Raw genomic sequence first — 14,858 nt, 5'->3', positions numbered from 1 at the left:
AACGCGAACGGTCAGGCCGGACGCAGCGTGTCTCGCATCGGCAGCGACCGGAACGTGGTGCCGGTTGCGGCCGTCAGCGCGTTCGCGACGGCCGGCGCGGCCGGCGGCACGCCCGGTTCGCCGATACCGCTCGGCGGCTCCTGCGACGGCACGACGTGCACTTCGACGTGCGGCATGCCGTTCATGCGCAGGACCGGGTAGTCGTTGAAGTTGCCTTGCTGCACACGCCCGTTCTCCAGCGTGATCGCCGCGCGCAGGAACGTGAGGCCGAAGCCGATCCCGCCTTCCACCTGCGACGCGACCACGTCGGGATTCACGACGGTGCCGCAATCGACCGCACAGACGATGCGGTCGATCGTGAACCTGCCGTCCTGCAGCACCGTGACTTCCGCGACCTGCGCGACATACGTGCCGAACGCGAATTGCAGCGCGATGCCTCGCCCGCGCTTCGTGCCGGGCGCACCGGCACGCAGCGGGGCCGACCAGCCGGCCTTCTGCGCGACCAGGTCGAGTACGCCGCGATGGCGCGGCATCTTCGTGAGCAACGCACGGCGGAACGCGTACGGGTCCTTGCCTGCCGCATGCGCGGCCTCGTCCATCAGCGTCTCGCCGACGAACGCCGCATGCGTATGGCCGACCGAGCGCATCCATTGCGTCTTCACCGCGAGCGTCTGGATGTGCTGCGTCACCTTGAAGTTCGGGATCTCGTACGGAATATCGGCGGACCCTTCGACGAGCGTCGGATCGACGCCGGACGGCAGCGGCGCGAAGAAGCTCTGCCCCACCACGTCCTGGTTCCACGACACGAGGTTCCCGCCCTTGTCCACGGCGAGCCGGACCCGGTGCAGGGTCGCCGGCCGGTAGAAGCCGGCGCGCATGTCGTCCTCGCGCATCCACACTAGCTTGACCGGCGCATCGATCCCTTGCGCACGCGCAGCGCGGGCGATCCGCGCCGCCTCGCACACGTAGTCGCCGACCGGGTTCGCGCGGCGGCCAAAGCTGCCGCCCGCGTACAGCTGGTTGATCGTCACCTGCTCCGGCTTGAGGCCGACTTCCTTCGCGACGATGACCTGGTCGCCGGTATGCCACTGCTCGCCGTTCCAGATCTCGCAGCGATCCGCGTGCAACCACACGACGCAATTCAGCGGCTCCATCGGCGCGTGCGACAGATACGGCTGCTCGTAGGTCGCGTCGATGAATTTGCCGCCTGACGGCGCTTCGCTCACCACGTTGCCGCGCGTGACAGCGACCACGCCCGGCTTGCCGAGCGCGGCCCGGTACTGCTTCGAGATGTCGGCGGAACCGAGCGCCAGCGCGTGCGTATCGTCCCACGTGATCTTCAGTGCGTCGCGCCCCTGGCGCGCCACCCAGGTATTACGCGCCAGCACCGCGACGCCGCCCTGCACGTTGTCGTCGCCCGGCACCTGGACGACCGCGACCACGCCGGGGATCGCCTTCGCCTTGCTCGCGTCGACGTGACGGACCTTGCCCCACATGCGCGGCGGATGGGCGATCACCGCGACCAGCATGCCGGGCAGCTTCACGTCCTGCGTATAGATCGCCGAACCGTTGACCTTCGCGGGAATATCGACGCGCCGTGTGTCGCGTTTGCCGATCAGCTTGAAGTCGGTCCGCTGCTTGACGGCGACCTTCGACGGCACCGGCTCGCGCGCCGCATCGGCAGCGAACGTGCCGAAGCCTGCGCGGCGGCCCGATGCGGCGTGGACGATCACGCCGTCCTCGATGCGCAGCGACGCCGGATCGACCTTCCACTTCCGTGCGGCGGCCGACAGCAGCATCGCGCGCGCGGTGGCGGCCGCTTCGCGCATCACCGTCCACGAGCCGGCCATCGCGGTACTGCCGCCCGTCGCCTGGATCTTCCAGCCCATCTTCGCGAACATCGGGTTCACGTAACGCGTCGCATCGGCCTGGGCCGCCACGACCCGCACCTTGTCGAGACCGATGTCAAGTTCATCCGCCGCGAGCGTCGCGATGCCGGTGAACGTGCCCTGCCCCATTTCGAGGTACTCGGACACGACGCTGACGATGCCGTCGGCGCCGATGCGAATGAAGGCGTTCGGCTCGAACGACACGCCTGCGGTGGCCGGCGTGACCGATTTGGCGAGCGCGATCTCGCCGCTGAAACCGACCGCGAGCGTGAGCGCGGCCATGTTGCCGAGAAACTTGCGGCGCGAAGCCGATGCGATGCCGTCAGCGGATTCCGGCGTGCCGGCCGATTGCCGGGAGCGTGTGGACTGGCTCATGCCTTGAGGTTCTCCGCGGCTTTGTGGATCGCGACGCGGATCCGCTGATAGGTCGCACAGCGACAGATGTTCCCGCTCATCGCGGCATCGATGTCGCCATCCGTCGGATCGGGTTTCACGGTCAGCAGCGCGACCGCCGACATCACCTGCCCGGACTGGCAATAGCCGCACTGCGGCACCTGTTCGTCGATCCACGCTTTCTGCACGGCCTGGCCGACCTTCTTCTCGTGTGCGGCCTCGATCGTCGTGACGTTGCGGCCAGCGAGCGTACCGATCGGCGTCACGCACGCGCGCATCGGCTGACCTTCGACATGAACCGTGCATGCGCCGCACAGCGCCATGCCGCAGCCGAATTTCGTTCCCGTCAGCCCGAGCTCGTCGCGCAGGTACCAGAGCAGCGGCATGTCGGGATCGCCAGCGAACTGATGCCGCTGACCGTTGATGGTGATATCTGTCATTCTGTCTGACCTATTCTGTGGGGAACCGGGTTCGACAGCCGGCTGCAGCAGGCCGGACGACACATCCGGCTGGTCGCAGGCATGCCTCGCGGCACGAACGCACTGGACGAACCCGCGACGCTCGCGCGCGCGATGCATCGATGCGAAAGCTCGCATCGCCGAACGCGCGCGGTAAAGGACGGGGAAACCGGAAAACTATAGTCGGCACGTACCGCGCCGGTAAGACTCGAAATTGTGAGAATGTTGCCTATTCGTCCGAAAGTGAATGCGCCGCTGAAGGGGCGTGCATGGACGATGCGGGCCGCGGCGGTCGGCTGACCGACGCAGGGTCGAACGAAGCGCGAGCGCACGCGCCGAGCGCCGAGCGGCGTGCGATGCGCGTGCGCGCTGCGCGCCGGCCGTGCATGCGGTCGTGCATGCGGCCGGCGTGATGCCAGTTGTCGCGCCGGCTCGTCGTCCGGCGGCTTGCGCAGCGGGCGAGTGCCCGGTCGATCAGTCGATCACAAGAACCACCGATACTCCCGCGCCCCGATTTCATTGCGGAAATCCAGCTCTTCCTGCCGCTTGTTCTCGCAATACACCATCACGAACTCGCTGCCGAGCCCTTCGCGCACGGCCGCATGATCCTGCATCTCGGCGACCGCCGACAGCATCTCCTTCGGGAAATCGATCCCGCTGCCGCGATCCTCGTTGAGCGGTGCGATCGGCTCGAGCTTCGCGTCGAGCCCGTGCTCCATCCCGCTGAGAATCGCCGCGAGCACGAGATACGGGTTCGCGTCCGCACTCGCGAGCCGGTGCTCGATCCGCAGGTTGCGTGCATCCGATTCAGGAATCCGGATGCACGCATCGCGATCCTCGAAGCCCCAGCTCGCACGGCTCGCCGCGTTCACCATCGAACCGTAACGCCGGAACGCGTTGTGATTCGGCGCGAACACCGGCATGCAATGCGGCAGCAGGGCGAGGCATCCGGCCACCGCGTGCCGCAGCGGCCGCTGCCCGTCCGCCGCGAGCAGGTTGCGCCCCGCATCGTCGTAGAGGCTCACGTGCACGTGCATCCCGCTGCCCGGCGCATGCAGGTACGGCTTGCCCATGAAGCTCGCGCGATAGCCGTGCTGCAACGCGACGCCGCGCGTGCTGCGGCAGAACATCGCCGACCAGTCGGCCGCGCGCAGTCCGTCGTCGCAATGGCCGAAGTTGATTTCGAACTGCCCCGGCCCGAGCTCGGCGGTGATCACGGTCGCGTCGATTCCCTGCACGCACGCGACGTCGACCATTTCGTGCAGCACGTCGGAGAAGCGCGACAGCCGCTCGATATGCATGTTCGGCTGATCGTCGCGATCATCGGACAGGCGGTCGCGCGGATACTTCGGCATCCCGTCTTCGAGCTGCGCGGCGAACAGGTAGAACTCGAGCTCGAACGCGACGACCGGCCGGATGCCGCGCCGCGCGAGCCGCTTCAGCACGCGCGCGAGCACCTCGCGCGGCTCGAACTCGACCGGCGCGTCGGTGCCGTCCGTCGTGATCAGCATCTGGCCGAGCGGCTGCTTCTCCCAGGTCACCGGCTTCAGCGTGCCGGGGATCAGCCGGCGCACGGCGTCCGGGTCGCCGTCGTTGAAACAGTAGTCGCCGATCTTGTAGAGCCCGCCCTGCGTGCCGAGCAGGATGCAGTTCTGCGGCAGCTTCAGCAGCGAGCCGGCCGCCACCTTTTCGAGCGCATCGATCGGGTAGCGCTTGCCGTAGAAATGTCCGGGCAGGTCGAGGCAGATCAGGTCGACATAACGGATCTCGGGGTGCGCCTGCCGGAATGCGCGGACTTCATCGACCAGCGCGGGAACGACGTCAGCCATGTCTCATCCTTTCCATGTCTTGTATGGCGGTGCCGCAGCGCGGCGAACCGGATTCACGCGGCACGCCGGACCACGAGCGCCGCATTTCAATCAGTACTGCAAACAGGCTGCGTGGCGCGGCGGCCTGCGGCACCGCCCGCCCCGCCGACAACTCAGGTGAATACCCAGATCACGCGCGTCGGCGCGTCAGTCAGGTTGGCATAGCGAAAGCGCTTGTGCGCGGGAAGCTGGAATGCGTCGTTCGGGCCGAGCGTGACGGGCGTATCGTCGCCGTCGATCCACACCGTCAGCTCGCCTTCGAGCACGAAACCGCCCTGCTCGTCGCTGTCGTCGACGGGCCGCTCGCCGCTGCTCGCGCCCGGCGCGAGATGGCTTTCGAGGATCGAGAAGCGCGAGCGCATGTTCGGCGACACGAGGATGTCGGTAATGCCGGCCGCGTAATACACGGTGCGCCGCTCGTCGGGCCGCGTCACCCACGGCACGCTGCGCGGCTTGCTCAGGCTGTAGAAATAGGTGGTCGGCACGCCGAGCACCTCGCCGATCGCGGTGAGATCCGCCACCGTCGGGCGCGACAGCCCGCGTTCGACCTGCGACAGAAAGCCGACCGAGCGGCCGATCCGTTCCGCGAGATCGTTGAGCGTGACCTTGCGATGCTTGCGCAGGTCGCGGATCAGGATCGCCAGGCTTTCTATCTCTTCCTGTTCATTCATGGTGAGTTCCGGTGCAGTCAGACGGTATCGCGCAGACGGTACCAGGCCTTGCCGATCGCTTCCAGCGGCGCGGCGAGCCGGTCGCCGCCGGGGAAGCGCGGATTGCGGATGCGCTGGTACTGCGCGAGCAGGCGTTCGTCGCCGAGCACCGCGTCGGCCACCGCGCGCGCACCGGCGAGCGTCGGCAGCACGCCGTGCCCCGAGAACCCCTGCAGCCAGAAGCGCTGCCCGTGGCGGCCGATGTCGGGCGTGCGGCGCATGCTGATGTCGATGTGGCCGCCCCACGCGTAATCGAGCGGCACGCCGGCCAGTTGCGGGAACACGCGTTCGAGGTGCGGGCGCGTCGCCGCCGCGATATCGGCCGGAATGCCGCCGAGATACGTGCAGCCGCCGCCGAACAGCAGCCGGTTGTCGGGGCTCAGGCGGAAATAGTCGGGCACGAACTGGTTGTCGATCACGCAACTGTTCTGCGGCAGCAGCGAACGGGCGACGTCAGGCGCGAGCGGCGCGGTCGCGACCTGGTACGTACCGACCGGCAGCAGCCGGCGCGCGAGATCGCGATCGAGCCGGTCGACATACGCGTTGCAGGCCAGCACGAGCACGTCCGCGCGCACTTCGCCGCGCGCCGTGCGGGCAATGTGGCCGCCAGCCGTCTCGCGGCAGTCGAGCACGCGGCTCTGCTCGAAGATGCGGCCGCCCGTGCGCTCGATCGTCTGCGCAAGGCCGAGCGCGAGCTTCAGCGGATTCAGGTGGCCGGCCTCGGGATCGTGCAGCGCAGCAAGGTAACGCGTGCCGCCGATCCATTCGGGCATCTCGTCACGGCCGATCACGCGCAGCCGATCGTAGCCCCAGCGCTCGGCCGCCTCGTCGCGAGCCTGCTCGAGCAGCGCGACGCGCCGCGGCCGCACGGCCGCCCACAGGCTGCCGGGCCGGTAGTCGATGTCGAAACCGTGCGTGGCCGGCAGTTCGCGCACCTCGGCCGCGGCCCAGCGCATGCTGTCCCACAGCAGGCGCGCGCCGTCACGGCCGAGCGAATCCTCGAGCGGCTGCATGTCGCACGACCAGCCGAGCAGCGCCTGCCCGCCGTTGCGGCCCGATGCAGCCCACGCGACGCGGCTCGCTTCGAGCACGACGACGCGCTTGCCGGCGAGCGCCAGGCGCAACGCCGTATGCAGCCCGCTGAAACCCGCGCCGACGACGAGCACGTCGGCGTCGATGCGTTCGTCCAGTTCCGGACGATGCGGGATCGGCGCCGGGTAGGTGCCGGCGTAGTAGCTTGCGACGTGACGGTCGGACTGCACGAACATGCGGACTCCCGTGAAAATTGCACCGAGAAATTTCATGAAAAATTAGCACGGCAATTTCACGGAGGCAAGCGGGCAAAAAACGGCTCATCAGCCGATACACGAACGCGTTGCGCGTGAACCGGACAGGCCCGGTGAATGTTCCCGCCATCCATTCGGACGAAATTTTTACCCTTGTAAAAATTTTGGACTGCGAGAATGACGCGCTGAAACAGCGCGTCACCCATCCAAGCACGGCCCCCGTAACCCCTTTCAGACCCAACCCAATCGCTGACGGGAGACAAGATGCCCACGAACCGGGATGCAAGCCCGATGGACGAATCGGATCACGGAGAATTCTCGCTGAGCGAAGTCCCGCTCGAGAAACGCACCGGATTCCTGTCCATCACGATGGTGTTGTTGAGTTTCACGTTCTTCACGGGAACGATGTTTGCCGGCGGCAAGATCGGTGTCGCCTTCGACGTCGTCACCATGATCCAGATCGCCGTCATCGGAAACCTGTTGCTCGCCGCCTACGCGGCGTCGCTTGCGCTGATTGCCGCCCGCAGCGGCCTGAATGCGGTACTGATGGGGCGATTCTGCTTCGGGGAAGTGGGCAGCAAGCTGTCCGATTTCCTGCTCGGCTTCGCCGAACTCGGCTGGTACGCATGGGGAACCGCGACGGTGGCGATCGTGTTGGTCAAGCTGCTGGGTTGGCCGCACTCCGTTACCACGCCGCTGATGATCCTCTTCGGCTTCGGATTTTCCATCACGGCCATCATCGGCTATCGCGGCATGGATGTGCTGTCGCGCGTCTCCGTGCCGCTGATGTTCGTGCTTCTGATGACGTCGATGTGGATCGCGACCCGCGACATCGGCGGGTGGGCCGGCCTCACGCATATCGCGCCGTCTCATCCGATGCAGTTCTCGGCCGCGGTGACCATGGTCATCGGCACCTTTGCCAGCGGCGCGACCCAGGCAACCAACTGGACCCGCCTCGCACGCAGCGCGCGCAGCGCCGTCTCGGCCAGCCTGATCGGCTTCTTCGCGGGCAACGGCCTGATGATCATCGCGGGCGCATACTGCGCGATCGTCTATCAGCAAGCCGACATCGTCGAGGTGATGATGCTGCAGGGCCTGTCGATCGCGGCGGTCGTGATGCTGTGCCTCAATCTGTGGACCATCCAGGGGCCGACGATGTACAACGTGGCGGCCGCCGGATGCCATCTGCTGCGCACCGAACGGCGCCGCACGCTCGTACTCGTGGGCGCGGCGATCGGCATCGTGCTCGCGGTCGGCGGGATGTACGAGTTGCTGATACCGTTCCTGGTGCTGCTCGGCTCGATCATTCCGCCGGTCGGCGGCGTGATCATGGCGGATTACTGGTACCGCCATCGCGGGCAATACCCGTCGCTTGCCGCCGCCCGCCTTCCGCGCTTCAACCTGGTCGGCCTGGCCGCGTATGCAATCGGCGCCGGACTCGCCTATACATCGCCGTGGATCGCGCCGATCGTCGGCATCGCGGCATCCGCCGCCGCCTACATCGTGCTGCTGCAGATTGCCCGCGCGTTCACGCGCGAGCCGTCCGTTCAGGGTGAATGATTCCGCTGCGCGCCCTCCCTCCCACAAAACTACAGGAATCCTCATGAAAATCATCAACGCCAGATTGCGCGGCCGTAGCGGCCTCTTCACGATCGACATCGATGCGGGCACGATTCGCGACATCAGCCTCCAGCCGTCGCCGCTGACGTCTCAAGGGGACGACGTCATCGATGCGGGCAGCCATCTCGTCATCCCGCCGCTGGTCGAGCCGCATATCCACCTGGATGCGACGCTGACCGCGGGCGAACCCGAGTGGAACATGAGCGGCACGCTGTTCGAAGGGATCGAGCGGTGGGGCCAGCGCAAGGCCACCATTACCCATGAGGATACGAAAGCCCGCGCCCACACCACGATCGGGATGTTGCGCGACAACGGCATCCAGCACGTGCGCACGCACGTGGACGTCACCGATCACACGCTTGCCGCGTTGAAGGCGATGCTCGAGGTCAGGGACGAAGCACGCGATCTCATCGATCTGCAGATCGTCGCCTTCCCTCAGGAAGGCATCGAGTCGTTCGAGAACGGGCGTGCACTGATGGAGCGCGCGATCGACATGGGGGCCGACGTCGTGGGCGGCATTCCGCATTTCGAGAACACGCGCGACCAGGGCGTGAGCTCCATCAAGTTCCTGATGGAACTCGCGGAGCGCAAGGACTGCCTGGTCGACGTGCATTGCGACGAAACCGACGATCCGCACTCGCGCTTCCTGGAAGTGCTTGCCGAGGAAGCACGGGTTCGGGGGATGGGCACGCGCGTCACCGCCAGCCACACAACTGCGATGGGCTCCTACGACAACGCCTACTGCTCGAAGCTGTTCCGGTTGCTGAAGCGGTCGGAAATCCATTTTGTTTCGTGTCCGACCGAAAGCATCCACTTGCAGGGGCGTTTCGACACCTTCCCGAAACGACGCGGCATTACGCGTGTCGCGGAACTCGATCGCGCCGGCATCAACGTGTGCTTCGGACAGGATTCGATCAAGGATCCGTGGTATCCCATCGGCAACGGCAACATCCTGCGCATCCTCGACGTCGGCTTGCACGTGTGCCACATGCTCGGCTACGAAGACCTGCAGCGATGCCTCGACTTCGTGACGGAGCACAGCGCCCATGCGATGTCCCTGGGGGACCGCTATGGCATCGCTGTCGGGCGGCCGGCCAATCTGCTGATCCTCGACGCGGATTCCGACTATGAAGTGGTTCGCACGCAGGCCAAGGTGCGATTGTCGATCCGTGCCGGGAGGGTCATCATGCAGCGCGCGCCTGAACGCATCACCTATCCTGAAGCAGGCACGCGTTGAGCGGGCAACGCCGCGGGTCCGACATGCGGGAGGAAGCATCGTGAGGAACCCGTCCGAGCCGACTGCAGGAACGCCCGGCCGCCCTCACGGCCGGCGCGAAGCGCTGCGCGACAATCTCGAGGCAACCATTCTCGCCGCTGCCGAAGAATCGTTTGCCATTGACGGATTCGCGGGCAGTTCCGTTGCGACTATCGCAGCGGCCGCCGGGCTGTCGAAGCAGAACCTGATGTACTACTTCCCCACGAAGCTGGCGCTCTACCAGCGCGTGCTGGACGACGTACTGCGGGACTGGCTCGGCAGGATGCGGGAGTTTGCGGCGCCCGATCACGAGCCCGCGGAAGCCATGTCGGCCTATATCCGGGCCAAACTCGAATTCTCCCGAAATCGCCCGCATGGATCACGGGTGTTTGCGCTGGAGATCATCGGCGGGGCCAAGACCTACGGAAAGGAAATCCGCAAGCAACTGATTCCGGTGTTGCGCGACGACATCCGGGTGCTCGAACGCTGGATCGAGGAAGGCAAGGTCAGACAGGTCAATGCCGAGCACCTGTTCTTCCTGATCTGGGCAGCCACGCAGGCGTATGCGGATTTCGCTCCCCAGATGCTGCTGGTGCTCGGCAAGCGTGCGCTGGGAAACGATGATTTCGACGCGGCTTACCGCACGATCTCGGACCTGGTGCTCAACGCGCTGATCATCGGCGACGGAAAGACGGATTGACTGCTTGACCGCCTCCGTCGCCATTCATGCACGCCCCCCGGCGCCGTCAACACTCGCCGGGGAACCGCCGGTCAGTCGTGCTTGTAGCGCTTCTTGTGCTTGTTGCCGTGGTGATGATCGTTGGAACGCGAGTTGTTGCGCGACACGTGGCCGCCCAGCGCCGCGCCCGCGCCGCCGCCCACGGCAGCGCCGACGAGCCCGCCGGCCGTGCCGCCCATCGCGTTGCCCGCAGCAGTGCCTGCGCCGCCGCCCAGTGCGCCGCCGACAATCGCGCCCGTGCGTTCACGTTTGTTCGACGTCACCGCACCGCCCGCACCACCACCCACTGCCCCGCCGATCACGGCGCCCGTGCTGCCGCCAACCGCGTTGCCGACCGCCGCGCCCGCAACGCCACCCAGCGCGCCGCCCAGTGCGTTTTTCGTGTCGCCTGCCACGGCCGGCAGCGACACCACCGCCGCCGCACCGACCACCACGGCCATCCCTGCCCATTTCTTCAGCATGTGTCTACCCTCTCCGCCTTGCGAGATTTCGATGCGCAAATCTAGCACCTTTCCGGAAAGCCCATCGTAATGAAGGGTTAAATCGGGCAGTGCCCTGGCCGGAGCGCGCAGTACGCTACCTAGCTCGAAGCATCCGAGAACGCACCGGAGTTCGTGATGCGATGTCGAAGAAAATCCAGCAACGCATGCACTTTGCGTGAGTGGCGGCGATTCGGAAGATAGGCGGCATAAACGCAGACGGTCTGGTCGAGCGGGTTGACCGAGTAGTCTTCGAAAAGACGCGTGAGCCGCCCCGCCATCACATCCTCTTCGACGAGCCATTGTGGAAGCAGTGCAATACCCAACCCGCTGATCACGACCTCGCGCAGCACGTCCGAGTTGTTCACCGAAAGTCTGCCGTGGATCTCGACATGCTCGGTGCTGCCTGCGCGAGTGAACGACCAGCGCTGCAACGCTGCCTGGTACGCAAAACGCAGGCATTGATGGTTTCGCAGATCTTCCGGTGAAGTGGGAATCCCGTTGCTTTCCAGATAGTCACGACTCGCGACGACATAGCGATGATGTTCCGCCAGGCGATTGACGATCAGGTTTGGCTGGTTGGCAGGTGTGCCGATGCGTACCGCAACGTCAATTCGCTCGGCAGCCAGATCGAGGGTCGAATCCGAAAGCACCAGATCCAGGGATATGCGGGGATGCTGCTGCAGGAAGCTTGCGATGTGCGGCCCGAGGCACAGGCGCCCGAAAGTCACCGGCATCGAAACACGCAGCGGTCCAACTGCGTCAATGCCCGTGTCGGACACGCTCCCATCGGCTTCGTCGAGGTCCGACAGCACCCGCGTGATCTGCTCCAGATACGCGGAACCGGCATCCGTCAACGTCACGTGACGCGTCGTGCGCGTCAGCAACGCGCTGCCAAGAGACTTCTCCAGCGCGTCCATCAGACGCGTCACCGACGAAGTGGCAACCCCCAGGCGGCGAGCCGCCTTTGAAAAGCCCCCCGTTTCTGCGACGTCGATGAATGCCCGCAACGCAAGAATCTTGTCCACGCTACGCCCTTTACCTTTGCGCCCAACGCAACACCGGATTGCGATTGCTTCATATTAACTTACTCTGACGCAAAGCCTAAAGTACTTGTACCGTCAACGCAAGGAGCCTCCAAATGAAACCACTCGACATCCAGGTCACGTACGACTTCATCTGCCCGTGGTGCTGGATCGGCCATGAACATCTCAAAGCAGCGCTCCGGGCGGCCGACCTGGCCGTCGCACCGACCGTCAAATACCTTCCGTATGAACTCAATCCGACCATGCCCAAGGACGGAATCGATCGAAAGGCCTATCGCAGCGCCAAATTCGGCAGTTGGGCACGTTCGCAGGCGATGGATGCCGACGTCACGCTGGCGGGCAAACGCGCGGGTGTCGAATTCAACTACGACCGCGTGGCGGTGACGCCCAACACACGGCTTGCCCATCGCCTGATGTTCTTTGCTCAGTCCAAGGGAAATGCAGCCAGGACCGAAGCACTCCTGGAAGCGGTTTTCTCTGCCTATTTTTCCGACGGGCAGAACATCGGCATGGCCGAGGTTTTGGTCAGCCTCGCGGAAGGTACGGGTTTCGACGCTGATGAAGTGCGCAGTTTCCTGGCGACGAGCGACGGCGAGCGCGAAGTCGTTGCCGACGAACTGCGGGCCGGGGCCAGCGGCATCCGGTCGGTGCCGACCATTCATGTCGGCGGCGTTCCGGTGAGCGGTGCACAACCGGTTTCGGTACTCGCCCAGATGCTTCGCACTGCCACCGGCGACAACACGGCCAAAGACGCAGTCTGAATCGACACCTGCAGGTGAACGCAAGCTACTGGTCTGGAGAGATTCATGGTCACCCCCGCAAAAAACAGGCCTCGCGCACTGATCATCGGCGGCTCGCTCGGCGGGCTCTTTACTGCAACGACGCTGCAAGCCGCGGGTTGGGACGTCGACATCTTCGAGCGCTCCCCGAATGAACTGGACAGCCGCGGTGGCGGAATCGTGTTGCAGGCCGACGTCCTGTCGGCGTTTCATTTCGCCGGGATTCAGACCGGCGCCGCGCTCGGCGTGCCGTCGGGCGACCGCATCTACCTGGACCGCGCCGATCGTGTCATTCAGCGCAGTTTCATGCCGCAGACCCAAACGTCCTGGAACATGCTCTACGGCACGATGAAGGCGCACCTGCCCGCGCGGGTCTTTCATCCGGGCGAGCACTTCGTCCGCTTCGAACAGAACGGCGACCGGATTACCGCCTGGTTCGCCAGCGGCCGCGTTGAAACCGGCGATCTGCTCGTCGGCGCTGACGGCGCGCGCTCTGCAGTCCGGGAGCAGGTCGCTGCCGGCCTGTCACCCACCTACGCCGGATATGTCGCGTGGCGTGGCCTCGTTCCTGAAACGGCACTCCCGGCAAGCGCCGCGGCGGTTCTCGACGGAACCTTTGCCTTCCAGCAAGGCCCCGGCCACCTGATGCTCGAATATCTCGTCCCGGGCGAAGACCTGTCGACCCGGAAAGGTCAGCGGCGCTGGAACTGGGTGTGGTACCGGAAGGTTGCCCACGGCGAAGCGCTCACGTCGCTGTTGACCGACCGCTTGGGGATTCGCCATTCGTTCTCGCTGCCGCCGGGCGCACCGAAGGACGAAGACCTCGCTCGCATGACGCAGGCGTCGAAGGACCTTCTCGCGCCGACTTTCCAGACGTTGGTCGAAGCCACCCGGGAACCGTTCGTGCAGGCCATCCTGGATCTGCAGGTGAAGCAGATGGTGTACGGCCGCGCGATCCTGCTGGGCGACGCCGCCTTTGTGCCGCGCCCTCATACAGCGGGCAGCACCGCCAAGGCAGCCGCCAACGCATTGGCGTTGGCCCAGGCGCTGCATTCCACGGATTCAGGCATCGATGAGGCGCTGTCGCGGTGGCAGGCCGGACAATTGCACCAAGGCATCGGCATGACCGAATGGGGAATGAACATCGGCGACCGCATCATGGGCATCCCGCGCAGCAATGTCGTCCTGAACGGCGCTTGATCCAGCCACCGCGTCACCCGTCGACGACCCAGCCCGGCACGGCAGCGGGCTGCGTCGTCGATTCCGTCGATCCCGGTGTGCGACTTCACCGATCGGGCATTTCCCCGATTCGCGCAGCTCGAGTTCGTCAGACTCGTTGCGCAGGCATCACAGCGCCGCGCCGCCATCTGTGTCTTTTTCCGCGAGCGGCCGCGGCCGATAATGGACACGCCATACCTCCCGGCATGACGACACACGCGCCGCGAGGATCGACGCACACCGCACCCGCGCAAGGAGGGCCTCCTGCATGACGACGCCATTCAAGCTGGGCGATCACGTCCGGTGGAATTCCGAGGCCGGTTACGTGACCGGCACGATCATCGCGATCCACACCGCGGACTTCGACTACAAGGGCCACCGCCATCGCGCGTCGCCCGACGATCCGCAGTACGAGATCAAGAGCGACCGCACCGACCACATCGCCGCGCATCGCGGCCGCGTGCTCGAGCGCATCGCAAACAAGGACGACGCATGACGCTCCCGTTCTACACGATCGGCCACTCGAACCGCACGCTCGACGAGTTCGTCGGGATGCTCGACGCAGTCGATATCGCGCTGCTCGCGGATATCCGCAAGATGACGCGCTCGCGCACCAATCCCCAGTTCAACGAAGCGACGCTGCCGGACGCGCTGGCCGCCGCCGACATCGCGTACGAACACATCGCCGCACTCGGCGGGCTGCGCGGCAAGTCGCGCGGCGTGCCCGACGACGTCAACGACTTCTGGACCAACCAGAGCTTTCACCGCTATGCCGATTACGCGCTGTCACCCGAGTTTCGCGACGGTCTCGACCGGCTGATCGCACAGGGGCACGCGCAGCGCTGCGCGATCATGTGTTCGGAAGCGGTGTGGTGGCGGTGCCACCGGCGCATCGTGTCCGACTACCTGATCGCGCGCGGCGAAACGGTGCTGCACATCATGGGTCGCAACCGCGTGGAACCCGCGCACCTGACGGCCGGCGCGGTAATCCGGCCCGACGGCACGATTGTCTATCCGGACATCGGGGACGAAGGGGACGCCGGGGACGACGCCACGGCGCCGGGGGCAACCGCGCCCCCGAACGCATAGCGCAGCGCCCCGTTCGATCGCACGGCCGG

At 65.7% G+C, this 14,858-nt stretch carries 14 protein-coding genes; 7 read left to right on the top strand and 7 right to left on the bottom strand.

The window, feature by feature from the left end; all coding sequences use genetic code 11:
• Positions 1 to 11: 11 nt before the first annotated feature.
• The 5 genes from BCEP18194_RS26820 to BCEP18194_RS26800 all read right to left on the bottom strand — a co-directional run bounded on the left by BCEP18194_RS26820 (position 12) and on the right by BCEP18194_RS26800 (position 6,586).
• Entirely contained in the window at positions 12 to 2,264 is a 2,253-nt protein-coding gene (locus tag BCEP18194_RS26820; protein WP_011354415.1) for a xanthine dehydrogenase family protein molybdopterin-binding subunit, read from the bottom strand.
• Entirely contained in the window at positions 2,261 to 2,722 is a 462-nt protein-coding gene (locus tag BCEP18194_RS26815) for a (2Fe-2S)-binding protein (protein ID WP_011354414.1), read from the bottom strand. Before BCEP18194_RS26815 ends, BCEP18194_RS26820 begins: the two co-directional genes overlap by 4 nt.
• A 500-nt stretch (positions 2,723 to 3,222) precedes the next feature.
• Positions 3,223 to 4,569 (bottom strand): glutamine synthetase family protein, encoded by a 1,347-nt coding sequence (locus tag BCEP18194_RS26810; RefSeq protein ID WP_011354412.1) that lies wholly within the window; start codon positions 4,567 to 4,569, stop codon positions 3,223 to 3,225.
• 152 nt (positions 4,570 to 4,721) lie between these two features.
• Complete coding sequence (locus BCEP18194_RS26805; RefSeq protein WP_011354411.1) at positions 4,722 to 5,279, bottom strand: helix-turn-helix domain-containing protein; 558 nt, start codon at positions 5,277 to 5,279, stop codon at positions 4,722 to 4,724.
• A gap of 17 nt (positions 5,280 to 5,296) precedes the next feature.
• Positions 5,297 to 6,586: an NAD(P)/FAD-dependent oxidoreductase gene (locus tag BCEP18194_RS26800; RefSeq protein WP_011354410.1), complete on the bottom strand. Its 1,290-nt coding sequence runs from the start codon at positions 6,584 to 6,586 to the stop codon at positions 5,297 to 5,299.
• A 282-nt stretch (positions 6,587 to 6,868) separates the two neighbouring features.
• Here BCEP18194_RS26800 and codB point away from each other — a divergent pair, with 282 nt between their 5' ends.
• Genes codB through BCEP18194_RS26785 form a run of 3 tightly spaced genes read left to right on the top strand, consistent with a single transcriptional unit; the run spans position 6,869 to position 10,179 of the window.
• Complete coding sequence (gene codB, locus BCEP18194_RS26795; protein WP_011354409.1) at positions 6,869 to 8,164, top strand: cytosine permease; 1,296 nt, start codon at positions 6,869 to 6,871, stop codon at positions 8,162 to 8,164.
• Between the two features lie 43 nt (positions 8,165 to 8,207).
• Positions 8,208 to 9,461 (top strand): cytosine deaminase, encoded by a 1,254-nt coding sequence (gene codA / locus BCEP18194_RS26790; protein WP_011354408.1) that lies wholly within the window; start codon positions 8,208 to 8,210, stop codon positions 9,459 to 9,461.
• Positions 9,462 to 9,501: 40 nt separating this feature from the next.
• Positions 9,502 to 10,179, top strand: a complete 678-nt coding sequence (locus tag BCEP18194_RS26785) for a TetR/AcrR family transcriptional regulator (RefSeq protein ID WP_011354407.1) — start codon at positions 9,502 to 9,504, stop codon at positions 10,177 to 10,179.
• Between the two features lie 71 nt (positions 10,180 to 10,250).
• Here BCEP18194_RS26785 and BCEP18194_RS26780 read toward each other — a convergent pair whose 3' ends face one another.
• Both BCEP18194_RS26780 and BCEP18194_RS26775 read right to left on the bottom strand, forming a co-directional pair.
• Positions 10,251 to 10,679 (bottom strand): hypothetical protein, encoded by a 429-nt coding sequence (locus BCEP18194_RS26780; protein WP_011354406.1) that lies wholly within the window; start codon positions 10,677 to 10,679, stop codon positions 10,251 to 10,253.
• Positions 10,680 to 10,798: 119 nt separating this feature from the next.
• On the bottom strand, positions 10,799 to 11,725 hold the full coding sequence (locus BCEP18194_RS26775; RefSeq protein ID WP_011354405.1) for a LysR family transcriptional regulator: 927 nt from the start codon (positions 11,723 to 11,725) through the stop codon (positions 10,799 to 10,801).
• A 113-nt stretch (positions 11,726 to 11,838) separates the two neighbouring features.
• On the opposite strand from BCEP18194_RS26775, the gene BCEP18194_RS26770 reads away from it, so the two are divergent.
• The 4 genes from BCEP18194_RS26770 to BCEP18194_RS26755 all read left to right on the top strand — a co-directional run bounded on the left by BCEP18194_RS26770 (position 11,839) and on the right by BCEP18194_RS26755 (position 14,829).
• Positions 11,839 to 12,504 carry a DsbA family oxidoreductase gene (locus BCEP18194_RS26770; RefSeq protein ID WP_011354404.1) on the top strand — a complete coding sequence of 222 codons (666 nt, stop codon included), beginning with the start codon at positions 11,839 to 11,841 and terminating at the stop codon, positions 12,502 to 12,504.
• A gap of 45 nt (positions 12,505 to 12,549) precedes the next feature.
• A complete protein-coding gene (locus BCEP18194_RS26765; protein ID WP_011354403.1) occupies positions 12,550 to 13,722 on the top strand; it encodes an FAD binding domain-containing protein in 1,173 nt (390 codons plus the stop codon).
• A gap of 286 nt (positions 13,723 to 14,008) precedes the next feature.
• Positions 14,009 to 14,236, top strand: a complete 228-nt coding sequence (locus tag BCEP18194_RS26760) for a DUF2945 domain-containing protein (protein WP_011354402.1) — start codon at positions 14,009 to 14,011, stop codon at positions 14,234 to 14,236.
• Positions 14,233 to 14,829: a DUF488 domain-containing protein gene (locus tag BCEP18194_RS26755; RefSeq protein ID WP_011354401.1), complete on the top strand. Its 597-nt coding sequence runs from the start codon at positions 14,233 to 14,235 to the stop codon at positions 14,827 to 14,829. Before BCEP18194_RS26760 ends, BCEP18194_RS26755 begins: the two co-directional genes overlap by 4 nt.
• The last annotated feature ends 29 nt before the right edge of the window (positions 14,830 to 14,858 follow it).

Source organism: Burkholderia lata (genome assembly GCF_000012945.1).
Lineage (GTDB): Bacteria > Pseudomonadota > Gammaproteobacteria > Burkholderiales > Burkholderiaceae > Burkholderia > Burkholderia lata.
This window is presented reverse-complemented; position numbering and strand designations above follow the sequence as displayed.